Raw genomic sequence first — 16,199 nt, 5'->3', positions numbered from 1 at the left:
TTTTTTCTAACCGGCAGGAATACCCTTAATGTTCGTGACCGGTTACCTTGCTGGTAATTAACGGACCTCCTGCCCATGCTCACACCCCCCGACAATCCTTTGCTCCATATTTTTCTGCTCGGGCATATGCGCGTCCAGTCCAGCACGGGGCTTTCCCTTTTACCCACAGGCACCAAGACCAAGGCGCTGCTGGCTATTCTGGCTCTCTCCAACCGGCGGCCCGTGGCCCGTACACGGCTGGCCGAACTGTTATGGAGCAGACGCGCCCCCGAACAGGCCCGCGCCTCCCTCCGGCAGGAAATCCACCGGCTGATGGATGTTCTCCACCCTCTTGGGCCGGAGGTTCTGGACGTGCAGCGCCACACTCTGGCCATACGCCCCGGCCTGACCGACATTGACATCGAACACGTGTTCCGCACCACACCGCAGACGGTCATGGCCCTACCCGACCCCCTGCCCCCACTGCTGGAAGACCTGAGTGCGGTTGACCCCGGCTTTGCCACATGGCTGGAGGAAGAGCGCAACCGCCTGCTTGACTACAAGACCGCGCAACTGGAAGCCCTGCTGGCCAGCACGACCGAGCCTGCCACAATCATGGCCGCAACACGCAGGCTGCTCCGCCTGAACCCGCTGAACGAGTGCGCATGGCGCGCGTACATTCAGGCCGCCATGCACAGCAAGGAGGAAAGCACCGCCCTGCTGGGGGCCGAACACTGCCTGCGCGCGTTCAGCCACACCATTGCCGCCACGCCGGGGCAGGAAACCATGCGCCTGATCGCAGAGGTGTACGCCACACACCAGCAGAACACACGCGGCGCACACGGCGCACTCCTTCCGCTACCCCATGCCCCATCTGCCCTCTCCCACTCCCCTGTAGCAGACGACCCGCTGCGCCTGCTCAGGGCCACGGTGTTCCTCTCCTGCCCCACAGCAGACTGCACGACTAAAAACGTGGCTCTGGCCGAACGGTTCCGCGATGAACTGGGGCTGGATATGGCCATGCACGGTGTGCTGGACATCAGCGTGCAGAGCGAGTGCCTTACCGCGCCTCCGTTCCAGTCGCTCCCCAGCCGCAGGCAATGGGATTTTCTGGTCGGGATTACCATAACCGGAAGCAGCGAAGGCAAGACCACCTGTCTTTTACAGGCGTTTGACACCCGGCTGAACGACACGATCGTATGGGGCCACAGGCTGAGCCTGACCCCCACATCCCTGCGTGCCCTGTCCAGCCGGTTCGCCTCGGCGCTTATTCTCAGCCTGTTCACAACGGAAGCGCGCAGGCTGGCCAGTGTGCCCGTGGCCGCCCTCTCCCCCTTCGGGATGGGCCTGCGTGCCTTAACCTTGAGCATGCGCGCCGACCCACGCCTGCATGACACGATAGAACGGCTGATGGCGGAAGCACAAAGACGTGCGCCCGAAAACCCGTTCCTGTTTTTTGTGCGTGCGCACTCCCTGCTCATCCGCATGTATGACGAATGGCATATGCCCGTGGCCGACTACATCCAGCCCATGGTCACCATGCTCAAGCAGAACTTCACCCTGTTCCCCGGCGACATTGCCGCCCGCTACCTGCTGAGCACCGGCCTGTTTTATGCCAACCAGCCGGATGAGGCGCGCTTTCTGCTGGCCCAGATGCACGCAGCCCTGCCCACCGATTCCCCCATGAGCATGCTGGCCCTGCCCGATGGGCTGGATGCCCTGTGTCAGGGGGACGCCGTGGCCGCCTCCCGCATTTACACGGCTTTTTTTGACACAGCCCCCAACGTGCCGCTTTTCAGCGCCCCTGATCAGGAATTTATTCTGTCGTGCTTTCTGGCCGAACAGTATGAGGAAACACTGCGCCACGCCCGCGGCATTCTGGCCACCTCACCCGACCGTTCGGCCATTCTGGTGCCTGCCCTCGCAGCGGCCAACATGCTGGGACATCAGTCTTTAGCGCAGGATTACCGCCAGCGGCTGCACCGTTTGCACACACCACTGTGCGCTTCGGCCATGGAGGGGCACTACGCTTATCTGCCCGCCCACCTGCGCCAGAAACTCTGCCACGCCCTGCATCTGACCCAGCCCTGAGCGCACACTCCCCACCGCCACCAGAGCAGACGGGCCACGCAGACGCTTGGCGGAAAAGAGTTGAAAGGATATGAAGACGGACAGGACCACCTGTGCCGCCAGCCAGACCTGACTTCTTTTTTATCCGGCGGACCGGGAAAGACGGATACCCACGTGCCAAGGAGCCACATCAACGCCATGCTTCGCCGTCTCATGCCCAGCCATGCCGCTGCCAGTCGCCCTCTCCCCATGCTGCTCCTTCAATGGATGAGCGCCGCCACGGCTGTTGCGGGGATCTGCCTGTTAAGCGGCTGCTCCAGCTCCGACCGGACCCGGACCGGCCTCGCCGCCCCGCACAACCACCTGCTGGACGAAGACCGCGGGGCTTCTGGCGGGGAAGCCAGCCTGAAAGGTGGCGTAAACGCCTATCTGTGGCGCGCAGCACTGGACACCCTCTCCTTCATGCCCGTGGCGACAGCCGATGCGGAAGGCGGGATTATCCTGACAGACTGGTACACCCCCCCCGCCACGCATAACGAACGGTTCAAGATTACCGCCTTTGTGCTGGACCGCCGCCTGCGCTCCGATGCGCTGCGCCTGAGCGTATTCCGCCAGCTCAAGCAGGACGGAACATGGGTGGATACCCCCCCCGCCCCCAACACCGCGTCCGACATTGCCACGCGCATTCTCTCCCGCGCGCGCAAGCTCCGCGCCGATAACGGTAATCAGGACTGACCCACCCGGCTCTGGCCGCCGTGTCCGTCCTTATTTCTTCCTTATAGCCTGCAAGCGTAGATTCTCATTCCATGTCCCAGCCTTCCAGCCCATCCCCTTCCTATGACTTCAACGCAGTCGAGCCCAAATGGCAGAAGGCGTGGGAAAAAGCCGATATCTTTACCGTTCCGGATGTCCCTCCGGCGGACAGGCCCAAATATTATGTGCTGGAAATGTTCCCCTACCCATCGGGGCAGCTCCACATGGGGCATGTGCGCAACTACGCTCTGGGCGATGTGATTGCCCGCTACAAGCGCGCCCGTGGCTTTGCCGTGCTGCACCCCATGGGGTGGGACGCCTTTGGCCTGCCAGCCGAAAACGCAGCGCGCGAACGCGGCGTGCACCCGCAGGAATGGACGCTCAACAACATTGCCGCCATGCGCGCCACCCTGCAGCGGCTCGGCTTCTCCCTCAACTGGGACCGCGAAATTGCAACCTGCCTGCCCGACTACTACGGCAAGCAGCAGAAGCTGTTCCTCGACTTCATGCAGGCCGGGCTGGTTGAACGGCGCGAAAGCTGGGTCAACTGGGACCCGGTGGACCAGACCGTTCTGGCCAACGAACAGGTGGTGGATGGCAAGGGCTGGCGCTCTGGCGCACCGATTGAAAAGAAAAAACTCTCCCAGTGGTTCCTGCGCATTACCGACTTTGCCCAGGACCTGCTGGACGGGCTGAAAACGCTCGACCGCTGGCCCGAGCGCGTGCGCACCATGCAGGAACGCTGGATTGGCCGCTCCGAAGGGGCCAAGCTCACCTTCTCGCTGCATGAACCCCCCACGGGGCTGGATACCAACCTGAACGCGGTGGAAGTGTTTACCACCCGCCCGGATACGCTGTTTGGCATGTCCTTTCTGGCCATTGCCCCGGACCACCCGCTGGCCCAGTGGGTTGCCGAGCGCAACCCGCAGGCTGCGGAGTTCGTGGCTGAATGCCGCCGCCTTGGCACCTCGGTCGAAGCGGTGGAAACAGCCGAAAAACGCGGGTTTGACACGGGCCTGCGCGTGAACCACCCGTTCATGGACAAGAGCTTTCCCATCTGGATCGCCAATTTTGTGCTGATGGACTACGGCACGGGTGCGCTGTTCGGCTGCCCGTCGGGGGACCAGCGCGATCTGGACTTTGCCCACAAATACAACCTGCCCGTAACCCCCGTGGTGCTGCCAGAAGGCAAGGATCAGGCGGACTTTGCCATTACCGAGCACGCCTTTACCGGCGATGGCACCATGATCAACTCCGGTTTTCTGGACGGGCAGAGCACCGAACAGGCCCGCAAATCCGCCATTGCACGTTTGCAGGACCTTGGCGTGGGTCAGGGTGTTGTCAACTGGCGGCTGCGCGACTGGGGCATTTCGCGCCAGCGGTACTGGGGCTGCCCCATACCGGTCATTCATTGCGACACCTGCGGCGCGGTGCCGGTACCCGACGAACAGCTCCCCGTCAAACTGCCCGAGGATGTCACCTTCGACAAACCCGGCAACCCGCTGGACCACCACCCCACGTGGAAGCACACCACCTGCCCCTGCTGCGGCAAACCCGCCACGCGTGAGACCGATACGTTTGACACGTTTGTGGACAGCTCATGGTATTTTGCCCGCTTTACGGCCCCCCATGCCGCAGCCCCCACCGTGCGGGAAGCCGCCGATGGCTGGCTGGCCGTGGACCAGTATATTGGCGGGATTGAACACGCCATTCTGCACCTGCTCTACGCACGCTTCTTTACCCGCGCCATGCACCGCACCGGCAACCTGAACGTGGACGAGCCGTTTGCAGGCCTGTTTACCCAGGGCATGGTCAGCCACGAAAGCTACAAGGACAGTGCGGGCCACTGGCTCTACCCCGAGGAAGTGGAACGCACACCCGAAGGTGTGGTCAAACGCGGCACCACCGACCCCGTGACCGTGGGCCGGGTGGAAAAAATGTCCAAGTCCAAGCGCAACACGGTTGCCCCCGTGGCCATTATCGAGCGCTTTGGGGCCGATACCGCACGCTGGTTTGTCCTGTCCGACAGCCCACCCGAACGTGACATGGAATGGACCGAGGCCGGTGTGGCGGGGGCCGCGCGCTTTGCCCAGCGCCTGTTCCGCACGGTCTGTGGCGTTGCCGCCAGCGTGCCCGCCACCACCACCTGCCCCGCTGATATTGACCCCAAGGCCGATACGCTGCGCCGCACCACGCACCGCACGCTTGCCGCCGTGACCGAAGCGTTGGAAAGCTTTGCCATTAACGTAGCCGTTGCGCGTATTCATGAACTGACCTCCGCTCTGGCGGATGCGGAAAAAGCGGCCAGCGTTGCGGGCATGGACTTTGCCCGGCGCGAGACAGCGCATAGTCTGTGCCTGCTCTGCGCCCCGATGATGCCGCATCTGGCCGAAGAAATGTTTGCAAGCCTTGAGCCCACCGCAGGGCTTGCGGCAACACAGGCATGGCCTGCCCCCCAGCCCGACCTGCTGGCGGCAACACAGGTCACCATAGCAGTGCAGATTCTGGGCAAACTGCGCGGCACCGTAGAAGCGCTCCCCGATGAGGACCCCGCCGCCGTGCTGGCACGGGCAGAAGCCGAACCCAACGTGGCGCGGCTGCTGGAGGGCAAGCGCATTGTCAAACGTGTGCATGTGCCCAACCGCATTGTTAACTTTGTAACGGCAGGCTGATGACCCGGACCCGCTCCCTTTTTTCTCTCTGCAAGGCCACACTGACCGCCACAGCCCTTATGGCGGCCCCGCTGCTGCTGAGTGGCTGCGGCTTCAAGCCTTTATACGGGGAGGAAAAAGGCACGATTGATGTCCCAGCCGAGCTTAAAGATATTTACGTCGCCAATATTCCGCAGCGCTTTGGCCAGCAGATCCGTCTGGCGCTGCAATCCCAGATGGCGGGTGATGGGCCAGAAGACCCGCGCAAATACAAGCTGGTGGTCCAGCCCACCATCAGCGGTGAAGCCATTGACATTCATGGCGACAACACCACCGGGCGCACCCGTATGCTGGCTACCGCGCACTGGCAGTTGTTCACCATTGAGCAGACCCCACGACTGGTCACGCAGGGGTACGCGCAGACACTGGATGGGTACACCAACACCTACGAACAGTATTTTGCCCAGACCCTGAACATGGAAAGCACGATGGGCCGCATCGCGCAGACATTGGGCGAGCAGATTACGCAGCAGGTGGCCACCTGGTTCAAAACCCACGCCACCCCGGCGGACGTGCCGAATAACCAGCCCAAAGCCCTCTACCCGTCCCCCAACCTCATACCCGATTCCGATCAGGGCACCCCCATGGAACAGGAAGGCCCGGACGCCATTCCCAACATGGCCACGGGGCGCGCCCCCATCGACACCAACTTCTAGCCACCGGGCGGGCTGGTCATGAAAATAGACGCCCGCGGCACTGTCCGTGTTCTCAACGACCCCGGAGCGTGGCGCGTGATCCTGCTCCATGGGGAAGATACGGGGCTGATCCGCGAGCGCGCCTTACAGGCCACGCACCGGCTGGCTGGCACGCTGGACGACCCCTTCCGCATTGCCCTGCTGGACCGCGAAACCCATAACAGGCTGGAAGAGGAAGCCACAGCTCTCTCCCTTATGGGCGGCCGCCGGGTTGTGCGTGTGCGGGATGCCTCGGACGCACTGCTCAAACCTATAGAGCATGTTCTGGCCCAGAACACGGACACGCTGGTCATACTGGAAGCTCCGGGCCTTGCCTCCCGCTCCAAGCTGCGCCAGCTCATGGAAAAACTGCCCGTATGCGCCAGCATTGGCTGCTACCCTGAAGAAGGGCGCAATCTGGAAGCCTCCATTACCCAGATGCTGGGTGCCCACCACGTGCGGATTGATACCGATGCCCTGCACTGGCTGGCAGGCCGCCTGGGGGCGGACCGCGCGGCAGCCCGCAGCGAGGTGGAAAAACTGGCCCTTTATGCGGGGGACTCCGGCACTCTGGCGCTGGAAGACGTACGTGCCTGCATTGGCGATGCCGGGAGCGTATCGGTCGAAGATGCAGCCTTTGCCGCAACAGAAGGCAACCGGACAGAAACCGATACCGCACTTGAGCGCGCACTGGCCGAAGGCACAGCCCCCATAGCCATTATCCGCGCCTTTATGGGCCACATGCACCGTCTGCGCAGGGTACGGGCAGCCATGGCGGCGGGGCAGAGCCGGAGCGACGCGCTCAAAACCCTGCGCCCTCCCGTGTTTTTCAAACGCACGGCCAGCTTTGGCCGCGCGCTGGAGCTCTGGTCCCTGCCAGCGTTAAGCAACGCACTGGTGGAGCTACAGGCGCTGGAACTGGCCTGCAAGCAGAGCGGAGCCCCCGACCTGCTGCTCTGCCGCCGCCACATTGCAACACTGGCTGCCCGCGCGGCTCTGTACAGCCGCCGTTAGCGCCTGCTTTTTCCCTTGTCCGCTCAGGGGGCATTCAGTATACAAAAGTGGTGTGTCCGCGTAGCTCAGTAGGATAGAGCACAGGATTCCTATTTAATTGGGCACCATGACTGGAAACATTATGGTGAATCCGCTCAAAGTCGGGGAACGCTACGGCCTGCAAGGGCCTTGCCAATCCCGAGCCAAGCCGTTCCACAGGAACGGAAGGTGTAGAGACTGGACGGGCGGTGCCTAAAGACCTGTCACCACAGGTCTATGGCAAAGGGACAGTCCAGCCCACAAACGCTTCGGCAACGTAGCGGCAGTGAAAGCTGTAGTGGGATGAATCCTGGGGCCGTGGGTTCGAATCCCGCCGCGGACACCAGCACACACACTTTTTCCCCTGCATTGATCTCCCTTCGGCCCGTCTGCACTGCCTTGCGGGGCGTGCCATGGATGAAAATATTCCAAAGTGTCGTTAAACGTAAAATAATAAACCCAATATATTTGAAGAAACTATCATAAAAAACTTATCCTTCCATGCTCCCTTGCTCACCATCAGAAATGATGCTCTAAAATAGATCATGATATCTTGACTATAGAATGTTCGAGACCATCCAGCATTCTGAAAGGTGACACATGAAACGTGTAGCTGAAAGAATACTGTGTTGCTCTCTTATTTTATTCACCAGCGGCTGTTATAGTATCGGAAGTTACAAGCTCGAAAAAGATCAGGACCAGTATGCAAGTTCCATGATCGAGGCCAGTAAGCGACAGACACTCTCCAACCTTGTGCGCCTGCGTTATGCCGATACACCCGGTTTTCTGGATACCACGCAGCTTATTTCAGGCTACCAGTTGCAGCACAGCGGTTTTCTTGGTGTTGCATCGGACACTTTTCCCATCCGTCCCAACGGGGGTATCGCCGCACAGTTGCAGGAAAGCCCGACCTTTACCTTTCAGCCCGTAACGGGTGATGCCTTCGCCCATAATTTTTTACGCCCCCTGCCACCTACCAGCCTGTTACCCTTGGCCATGGGCGGGCTACCCATTGATGTGCTGTTGCGCCTTTCTGTACAATCCATTAATCTTCTAAGCAATAATCGTCCATTTTCACGTAATGTGGGGGATCTGGACGCCGAGGTTGATGCCCAGAGTGTGGATTTCTTCAGCCTGCTCCATGACCTGCGCCTGCTACAGGCGGCGGGGCTGCTGAACATCCAGTTCCAGCAGGCACCCGGCACACAGGACAAGGAAACAGAAAACTGCCATGTTTTCATAAGCATTTCATCGACAACAGACCCCACCCTTTCTGCCCTTGCGGAAAAGACCAGAAAACAGCTCAACTTTTCCTCCAGATACGAGCGGATGGAAGTGGTGTACGGCGTTGGCACCCCCGAACCGGGGCAGATCAGGATGCTGACCAGAAGCATGCTGAGCATTCTTGGTCAGATCGCCTACCAGATTCAAGTCCCCGATGATGAGGTTTCCTCCGGAAATACCCGAAAATCTTCTGATATGGAAAGCAGTTATGAGGCAAAACCCCTGATCAGTGTACATTCAGGACGCAAGCCGCCCGATAATGCGTTTGTCGCTGTTTTGTACGACCATTATTATTACTGGATTGATCGTGGGGATTTTGAAAGCAAGCTGGCTTTTTCAATCACCCAGATGCTGCTGGAACTTTCCAAAACCACCCTGAACCCCGGAACCGTGGTGACCATTCCTGTCAGTAAATAACCGGACACCACGCGCACCAACCAGCCCCTGTGCAGCCAGCCCTAGCCGCCGGAACGCGCGCCGGGTCCTGTTTCATGCAGGAAAAGGGTGAGCACACCGGCCAGCACAATACCGGCCAGACCAAAGCTGAAAGCCTGAGAAAACTGCACGCCAGTCAAAGCCTGCCCATGACCCAGATGCTGTAGAAAAGCAGCAAACAGGGGGGAGGCAATGGCGCTCATGACAAAGACCAGAAAATTGATGGCCCCGGTAGCGCTACCCTTAACCTCATCGGCGTTGACCTCCTTGATAATGGAGTAGGGAATCATGGCGGCACCCGAGGATACGCCCAGCACAAAGGCCAGAATATAAGGAGGGAATGTATTGCCCGGCAGGTAAATAATGGCGGCAACGGTAAGCGCCATGACAACAATGCCGCCAAGGAGTACGGGTTTACGGCGGCCTATGCGGTCGGTCAGGTACCCAAGGGCCGGGCAGCCAACCATCCAGCCAACCGGCACCATGGCGGCACGCATGACCGCCTCATGGTACCCGATGTGCCAGCTCTGGGTTAAAAAGGTTATGCCCCATGTCATGCTGCCAACGGTTGTTGGCAAAAACAGCAGGCCGGAACACAGCCCGCACAAATAGGATTGCGGGTTGGACAGCACACTCCTGTAAGGCGCAAACATGGACCCCACAGGGCGGTGCGCGGCTGTAGCACTTTTATGCTCGCCAGGTGTCAGGAAAAAAATGAACACGCCAACAAGGGCTATCAGCCCGCCTGTATCAATCCAGAAAAAATGCCAGTTGAGCACGCCATGGATCAGCCAGGCTACGGTGGACTGGCCCATGGCGCCCCCCATCATGCCCGCGCATTGGGTAACCCCCACGGCAGTTGCCAGATGCTGTCTGGAAAATCCACGCGCGGCAAGATACACGGCCCCAACAAAGGCAAAGGCTGAACCCGCGCCCTGCATCAGCCGACCCAGACCCGCCAGCCACTCATTCCCCCAGCCAAACAGGCATGTACCCGTCGCCAGCACCAGCGCACCAAAGGTAATGGTGTATTTGGCGCCCCACCTGTCCACCGCGGCACCCGAGACAATGGAGCACAGGGAATAGGTGTAATAGTAAAGACCGAGCAAGGAGCCCAGACCAACCGTTGTCAGCCCAAAGGCCGAGACCAGTTCACCCACCATAACGCTGGGAGCGGAACGGGTGGAATATTGCAGCCAGTAAAACACCAGACACAAAAACCATGCAACGATATAGGCGTTCTGGTTGGCCACGGCCGGTTTTTGCGAAGGGGAAGGAACCGGTTGCAGGGGCGAGGGCATACGATTATTCCGTTAATTCATATTTAAATTAAGCATTTTGTGGCACTGTTATAAAAAGGATTTCCCATTTTATACAAGGCAGGACAGGCGGCGTATAAAGTGTATGCGTTTTCTTTCCAGAATAAAAAACCTTTGCCTGACACGGGTCTGCATTATGAACATGGAGATTTTTCAGCATAAATGTGTCATAGAACACACTACCAAGCCCAACAGGCATATTAGCACCAGAAGGAAAGAGCCATGACGCTACGGAGTAACACCGTAAAAACCGTTTTTCTTTTAAGCCTAGCGCTATTTGTCTCGCATCAGGCAAAAGCCGAAACCAGTATTATCGGTCTGGGTAATGTTTCTTGTGAAAAATATCTGAAGCTTCTGGAGATCAGTCCACGTTCAGAAGAAAAATTCATGGCATGGGCGCAGGGCTATATCAGCGGACTGAGCAATGACCTCTCGCAAAGCAATCCCACGTCCAATCCCAACGACTTTGTCAGCAACATGACATACGGATCTGAGAAAATAAAACAGTCCTGCACCGAAAACCCGGAAGCCAAGTTCTATACTGCCGTGGTCAGTGCATTCCACGACATTGAAAAACATCAGGGCGCTGAATAATCAGCACGGGAGAGTATTCCCCCGCCACATCTGGCGCTGCGTTATTGACCTGCGGCCACCACACGCAGCGCTTTTCAACCTGACTCACACCCAGAGCACAAGCCCCGTGAATAACTCTGTGGATAATGTGTATAAACTGAAGTGGGATCAACGCCGCATCTCCCCATCAAGGGCGGAAATCCTCTCTTGTTCTGCTTCGTCCCCCTCGCGGGGCGGGCCGTCGTAATCCGGGCCGTGTTCCATAACCGGTACCGGTATGACGGACCTGATAACAGCCAAGTGATCACCGCGCCTTGTGCCGTAGGGAAACGGCAAGCATACAGTGCCGTATGGTGCCTTACGGCTCAGGCGCACCGCTTCAGGTCAAGAAACCCCACAGCGGTCCGGCGGTGGTACAGTCATCCATGCCGCCGAAAACGCGTGCGGATTTCCCCTTTTCAAGAAATATCCGGAGAAGTTTATCACGCCAGTATTTCCATGAGTGCTATATCTGGTTCCCGTCTCAGTCAGGGCGGGAAGAACAATGCGAGAAGAACTGATGGTGGAAGCACTCTGTTGGGAGACACAGAGTAAGGTACACGTCTTTTATGCCGCAGAAAACAGACGGCTTAGTTATTTTTGTCCAGATGAGCATTGTCTGACCAGAGTTTATCCAAAGACGATCATCAACACATATTTCTACGCCGAGAGCGGCCATAAGACCGGATGCCTTAACGAAGCCGGAAGTCACCACTCTGATCCTGCTCAGACAGGAAGGCCCAGACCAAAGCCCAGCGCGCTCCCCCCGCCCCCGATCCCAAACTGGCTTGGCATGCCACCACGTCCACAACGACGGATGCCCCCCTCGGAAGAACAGTTAATCGCGCTGGCCCGTACAGCAAAAACGGCGCCGCCCCTTTACCCTGCCACGATGTCACAAATTGTCGATGCGTGGCTGATGATACCCGACACAGAGCGAAAGACGCACGCACTGGGCATCAACACCCGTCAGTTAAATTATCAGTCTGCGTTTACGTATATACGCTATTTACAAAATGACATAACCACTCTGGACTGTGACAATCACATCATCTACGGAGATGCTACAGTTTCTCGCGGCAAAAAGTATTACTTCGTATCATCCATAAAACGGTTTTCTTTCCAGAATACGAATTTGCCGTTGCGCTTTGACCTGCCTATCGAACATCCTTTTGCCAGAAAGATGGCAGACTATATTGGTCGGCAGGTTCTGTTGTTCTGGCGCGGCCCTGTTCCTGCGATCAACGCCAAGAAAACTGCCTATCAAATGTTCCAACCAGATGACACAGGACTGAGTGGCCTGATCATGCGTCCATCGCCATGAACAGGGCCGCGCTGATGTTTCCCGCTCACAGACAATCAGGCTCCGGGCCTGCCGGTCAGCAGCCTGACTAGTCTTCTTTTGCGTGTTCGAAAGACACGTTTATGGCAATGGAGAGTTGGCGCGGTGGCGGAACAAAAGGGGTGCTGGCGCGAACGGTCTCCAATGCCCATTCATCCAGTTCGGGCATGCCACTGCTTGTGACCACATGGAGCGTACCCGGGCACAGTTGCCCGGAAGCCAGAATTGTAAACGCAACCTTGGTCGCACCAACCAGATGAGCGTCCCGTGCCGAAGCGGGATAGACCAGACGGGTACGGATTTTTTTGCCCAGATCACGAATATAGTTCCGCAGGCGCTCTTTTTCCTCATCACGGCTCAAGGTATGAGCAGCCTGCCTCTGCTCGACCCCAACCCGGTTAACCGCACCGAAACTGCTATCCGTATGTCTGGGGACAGGGGTCTGCGTGGGTGTGGGGAGTGGTCTGTGCTGTGGTGGCGACGTCGTGGCCTGCCGGGTGGGCGGAGGCATACCATCCTTGTCAGGCGGAGCCTTGTCTGCGGGGCTCTCAGGACTGGCATGCTCGGCTTGCGGGCGCGCAGGCTCTGGGGGCGTATTCTGCACAGTCTTCTGACTCTGACTGGCTGCCTCTGCTGGCGTTTTCCTGTCAGCTTTTCCCATTTTTTCCTGAAGCTGTTTTTCCTGCATCTGATCGGGGGCGAGCAGACCATTGATGTCCAGCGCCAGAGTGGAGGGGGCGTTCTCTTTTTCGGGACGTGGAGGGGCCTGCCCTGCCAGCAGATGGGCTGTCGTGAGCACGGCCACAAAGACGGCAGTATGTATAAGACCTGAAAGGATCATCCCCTGCCATATGCTGATACATCTGCGTGCTGGCGGCTTCCGGGGCACCTCCAGCGTCATGGCGCCCCCTGTGTCTGCATACTGACCTTGGTGAAATGCCCGCGTTTCAGAATATCAAGAACATCCACAAACTGTTGCAGCGGCAGGGCTCTGTCTGCACGGATCAGAAAAGCCGTGTCCTGCGGCAGGCCTGTCAGTTCACTGGTCAGAGCGTCTCTGGCGATGTCCTTACCGTCCAGCGCAGTACGGCCCGTGGCCGTCAGTTCAATAATATGCGGCCTGTCGTTGCCGGGGATGGCCTGGCTCGCGTGGGGGAGTGTCATCGGCAGCCGCCCGGTCGTGATGAAGCTGGCCGTCGTCAGCACGATGGTGAGCATGACCAGCATAATGTCCACAAATGGAATGACATTCATGCTCTCAAAGGGTTTTTCATCCATCATGCTACCCTTTCCACTGTCTGTCCGGCTGCGTTATGGGCAATTTCCCAACGCAACATGAGCACCTTGGCGCGGCGAAGAATGGCGTTGTAGATGACCACCGATACCAGTGCCACCACCAGCCCGACAGCCGTGGCCTTGAGCGCAAGGGCAAGACCCACCATGACCTTGGTGGTATCCGCCGAAGTCTGGAGGCTGAGATTGTAAAAGGTCAGCATGATGCCCAGCACTGTGCCCAAAAGCCCGATATAGGGTGCATTTGACGCCACGGAGGCAATGACAATCAGCTGATTGCTCAAATCCAGCTCTAATGATTTGACATCCGTATAAGCCTGCAGATCAATGGCGCGATAAAAGAAAAACCGTTCAATCGCCACCCCGATGACAAGAATGCTCAAAGCGACAAGTACGCCCACAATGCCGTAATCAATAATTCCGGCAATCCAGTTAAGCCCCATGATGTTCGTCCCTAAAAGGTCAGGCCGACCTGCATCAGGCCCGTTGTTCCCAGATTATAGCTGCTCAGACCGTAATCAGACCCGTATGTGTGAGCGAACATGCCTTTTGCCGTGACGTACCGGCCGGGCAGATACTCATAGGTCGCATAATATCCCACCCCTATATCATTCACCTCACTGAAATGGCGCTGCACATAGGAAACACTGGCATTGTGCAGCCATCCGCCCGCTATGTCCGTAAAGACGCCCAGTGAATGCTGGTATTTTGAAAGAATGGAAACCTGCGGCAGGGAATAGCGCAGTTCCGGCATGAACAGGAACCCGCTATCCGCCGACAGGCCCTGATAATAGGAACGCACACCCCAAAGGCCCGAGAGTGTCATCTGCTCACTGCTGTCCATGCTGCCGGAGAGTGATTTCTGGCCATTAAAGTGGAACATCAGGGCAAGCTGGCGCATCAGCCCCAAGGTTGCATCCACGCTCAGATTGATGCGGCGGTAATGGCCAGCCGTGCCCAGTGTTTCTCTGTTCGCCTGCAACTGTTCCTGATCGGCGAAGCGTACATAACCTTCCGTATAACTTGCGGAGACATCACTTGTCAGAGGCATGGAGCCCAATGTGCCATAGGTCACATTGTTAAAACTGATGGTGCCCGTATCAATGCTGCGATGTGCGGTCGAGACGCCAAAAACCTGATCGTTCAGGTTACGGTGAGAATAGGTGGCGGACACATAAAGGCTCTCCGCGCGAGCACGCAGGATAGGGTAGCTGAGCGTGCCATAGATGGAATTGACATACCCCACGGCGTCCAGGCTGCTATATGCGCCGCCTAGCGCATAGTCTGTCTTGTAGGCGCCAATTTCGCCCCGCAGCCCGCTATGACCAATAGGCGCCGAGTAGGAGGCGCGTCCGTTGATCAGGTTGGAATTGGTGGAAATAATGCCAAAAAGCGAGATCCGGTCACCAATCCCCGCCGGAGAGTTGATGTTGATGCCCCCATTCATGCGCCACCGCCCGGTATAGCGCGAGCCCACGTTATCACTCAGAAGGTAGCCATCCACCCGCCGGGAATGGGGTACAGTAAAGACAAAATCCGATGACCCGGCCTGCAGACCCGGTGCAATGGCGGAATGGGGCATACCCGCGCCATGCAGGTCGGACACCAGCAGCATGGCGCGCTCCAGATCACCCTCAGTAATGGCGGGCCTGCCTGCAAGGGCCTCATCAATCACGCCCTGAAGGAAACTCCTGCGTACCAGAGATTCATTCTGGATGGTCGCCTGCCCGAAGCGCCCCCGCACCAGTTTGAAGCGCAACGTGCCATCCCGCGCATCCTGCGCTGGTACATGAACCTTGGCGACCAGAAACCCCTGCCCCCGATAATAGGCCGTCAGTTTGCCTGCCGCATCGTAGATCTGGGCGAGGGTCAGATTTTTGCCTTCGTAAGACGACAGAAAACCGGCCACGCTCTTCTGCTCCGCTGGCTCCACGCCTTCGACCACGATATGGCGCACCATAAGCGTTTCCTTGTCGGGCAGTTCCAGTTCGGGTTCAACCACACGCGGCAGAACAGGCACTGCGGCAGGTGGGGGCAGTGGCGGCTGGTCCGCCATTTCCGCCTGCCGCGCGGCCTGCCCGGCATTATAGGGGAGTTGGGGCGGCAATGGTACACCCGCCGGAGCAGCCTGTGCCTGACTGATGAACAGATCGCCCGAAGCGACGAGCCACAAAGGCGCTGCGACACGCGCGGATGAGCGCATGAACGAAAACACGGACTGCCCCGACAGTCGGGAGGAAGAAGAGAGCATGGAACAAACCCGATAACGTCCGATATGGCAGGAAAAAGAGAAAAGAAGGTTGAACGCGCTCATGGTTCAGTGCCTCTTTCCGGTATGGGTTTCAGGCGTGGCCTGCAGGTCAAAACGCTGGCCGTCGACCTCTATCGAGCGGATGCTGGCGTCATAGGCACTGGCTTTTTCCGTTACGCTGCTGCTGGGTCTGGCTTCCGGCGCAGGCCTGCGCCTGTCCTGCGGCTGGCTTGCGGCCAGATGGGTTACTGGCGGCTCCTCAATGGTGATGTGATCGGCCAATGGAGGTTGTTCCGCTGCCATTGCAAGAGCACCGACCATTCCCGAAGCCACAGGCATGGGCTGGGCCTGTGAGATGGGGTGGTTGCCGTCCTCCCCGCACGGCATCGCAATGTGCCAGAATGGTCGTTGGAAGAAACGACTGCGCGAAAGGACGGCAGATGA

General features: G+C 58.4%; 14 protein-coding genes. 8 read left to right on the top strand and 6 right to left on the bottom strand.

The annotated features are described in order from the left end of the window. Positions 1-75: 75 nt before the first annotated feature. The 6 genes from HNR55_RS15380 (at position 76) to HNR55_RS15355 (ending at position 8,920) form a co-directional block, all read left to right on the top strand. Complete coding sequence (locus tag HNR55_RS15380) at positions 76-2,070, top strand: AfsR/SARP family transcriptional regulator (RefSeq protein ID WP_166116826.1); 1,995 nt, start codon at positions 76-78, stop codon at positions 2,068-2,070. Between the two features lie 177 nt (positions 2,071-2,247). Next, entirely contained in the window at positions 2,248-2,784 is a 537-nt protein-coding gene (locus tag HNR55_RS15375; RefSeq protein ID WP_166116828.1) for a DUF3576 domain-containing protein, read from the top strand. Positions 2,785-2,855: 71 nt separating this feature from the next. Continuing rightward, the gene (gene leuS, locus HNR55_RS15370; protein ID WP_166116830.1) at positions 2,856-5,474 is read left to right on the top strand and encodes a leucine--tRNA ligase; all 2,619 of its coding nucleotides are present in this window, start codon (positions 2,856-2,858) and stop codon (positions 5,472-5,474) included. After that, positions 5,474-6,169 carry a hypothetical protein gene (locus HNR55_RS15365; protein ID WP_166116832.1) on the top strand — a complete coding sequence of 232 codons (696 nt, stop codon included), beginning with the start codon at positions 5,474-5,476 and terminating at the stop codon, positions 6,167-6,169. The genes leuS and HNR55_RS15365 overlap by 1 nt, the downstream gene beginning before the upstream one ends. 18 nt (positions 6,170-6,187) lie before the next feature. Then, complete coding sequence (gene holA / locus HNR55_RS15360; RefSeq protein ID WP_166116834.1) at positions 6,188-7,201, top strand: DNA polymerase III subunit delta; 1,014 nt, start codon at positions 6,188-6,190, stop codon at positions 7,199-7,201. A gap of 732 nt (positions 7,202-7,933) precedes the next feature. Beyond that, positions 7,934-8,920, top strand: coding sequence for a hypothetical protein (locus HNR55_RS15355; protein ID WP_253545983.1), 987 nt, complete (start codon positions 7,934-7,936; stop codon positions 8,918-8,920). A 41-nt stretch (positions 8,921-8,961) separates the two neighbouring features. Here HNR55_RS15355 and HNR55_RS15350 read toward each other — a convergent pair whose 3' ends face one another. Then, positions 8,962-10,239: an MFS transporter gene (locus tag HNR55_RS15350; RefSeq protein ID WP_166116838.1), complete on the bottom strand. Its 1,278-nt coding sequence runs from the start codon at positions 10,237-10,239 to the stop codon at positions 8,962-8,964. 240 nt (positions 10,240-10,479) lie between these two features. Between HNR55_RS15350 and HNR55_RS15345 the strand changes: the two genes are divergently transcribed. Further along, positions 10,480-10,851, top strand: coding sequence for an HdeA/HdeB family chaperone (locus HNR55_RS15345; protein WP_166116840.1), 372 nt, complete (start codon positions 10,480-10,482; stop codon positions 10,849-10,851). Positions 10,852-11,374: 523 nt separating this feature from the next. Continuing rightward, a complete protein-coding gene (locus tag HNR55_RS15340) occupies positions 11,375-12,193 on the top strand; it encodes a hypothetical protein (protein ID WP_166116842.1) in 819 nt (272 codons plus the stop codon). A gap of 67 nt (positions 12,194-12,260) precedes the next feature. On the opposite strand, the gene HNR55_RS15335 is transcribed toward HNR55_RS15340, so the two are convergent. The 5 genes from HNR55_RS15335 to HNR55_RS15315 form a co-directional block, all read right to left on the bottom strand. Continuing rightward, on the bottom strand, positions 12,261-13,052 hold the full coding sequence (locus HNR55_RS15335; protein WP_166116844.1) for a TonB family protein: 792 nt from the start codon (positions 13,050-13,052) through the stop codon (positions 12,261-12,263). A 56-nt stretch (positions 13,053-13,108) separates the two neighbouring features. After that, a complete protein-coding gene (locus HNR55_RS15330) occupies positions 13,109-13,492 on the bottom strand; it encodes an ExbD/TolR family protein (protein WP_198911934.1) in 384 nt (127 codons plus the stop codon). After that, positions 13,489-13,947: a TonB-system energizer ExbB gene (gene exbB, locus HNR55_RS15325; protein WP_166116846.1), complete on the bottom strand. Its 459-nt coding sequence runs from the start codon at positions 13,945-13,947 to the stop codon at positions 13,489-13,491. The genes HNR55_RS15330 and exbB overlap by 4 nt, the downstream gene beginning before the upstream one ends. Positions 13,948-13,958: 11 nt before the next feature. After that, entirely contained in the window at positions 13,959-15,755 is a 1,797-nt protein-coding gene (locus tag HNR55_RS15320; RefSeq protein WP_221441746.1) for a ShlB/FhaC/HecB family hemolysin secretion/activation protein, read from the bottom strand. Positions 15,756-15,821: 66 nt separating this feature from the next. Then, the coding region (locus HNR55_RS15315) for a hypothetical protein (protein WP_221441745.1) at positions 15,822-16,199 on the bottom strand (378 nt) is incomplete at its 5' end.

Origin of the sequence: Acetobacter lovaniensis (assembly GCF_014207635.1) — a bacterium.
Classification (GTDB): Bacteria; Pseudomonadota; Alphaproteobacteria; order Acetobacterales; family Acetobacteraceae; genus Acetobacter; species Acetobacter lovaniensis.
This window is presented reverse-complemented; position numbering and strand designations above follow the sequence as displayed.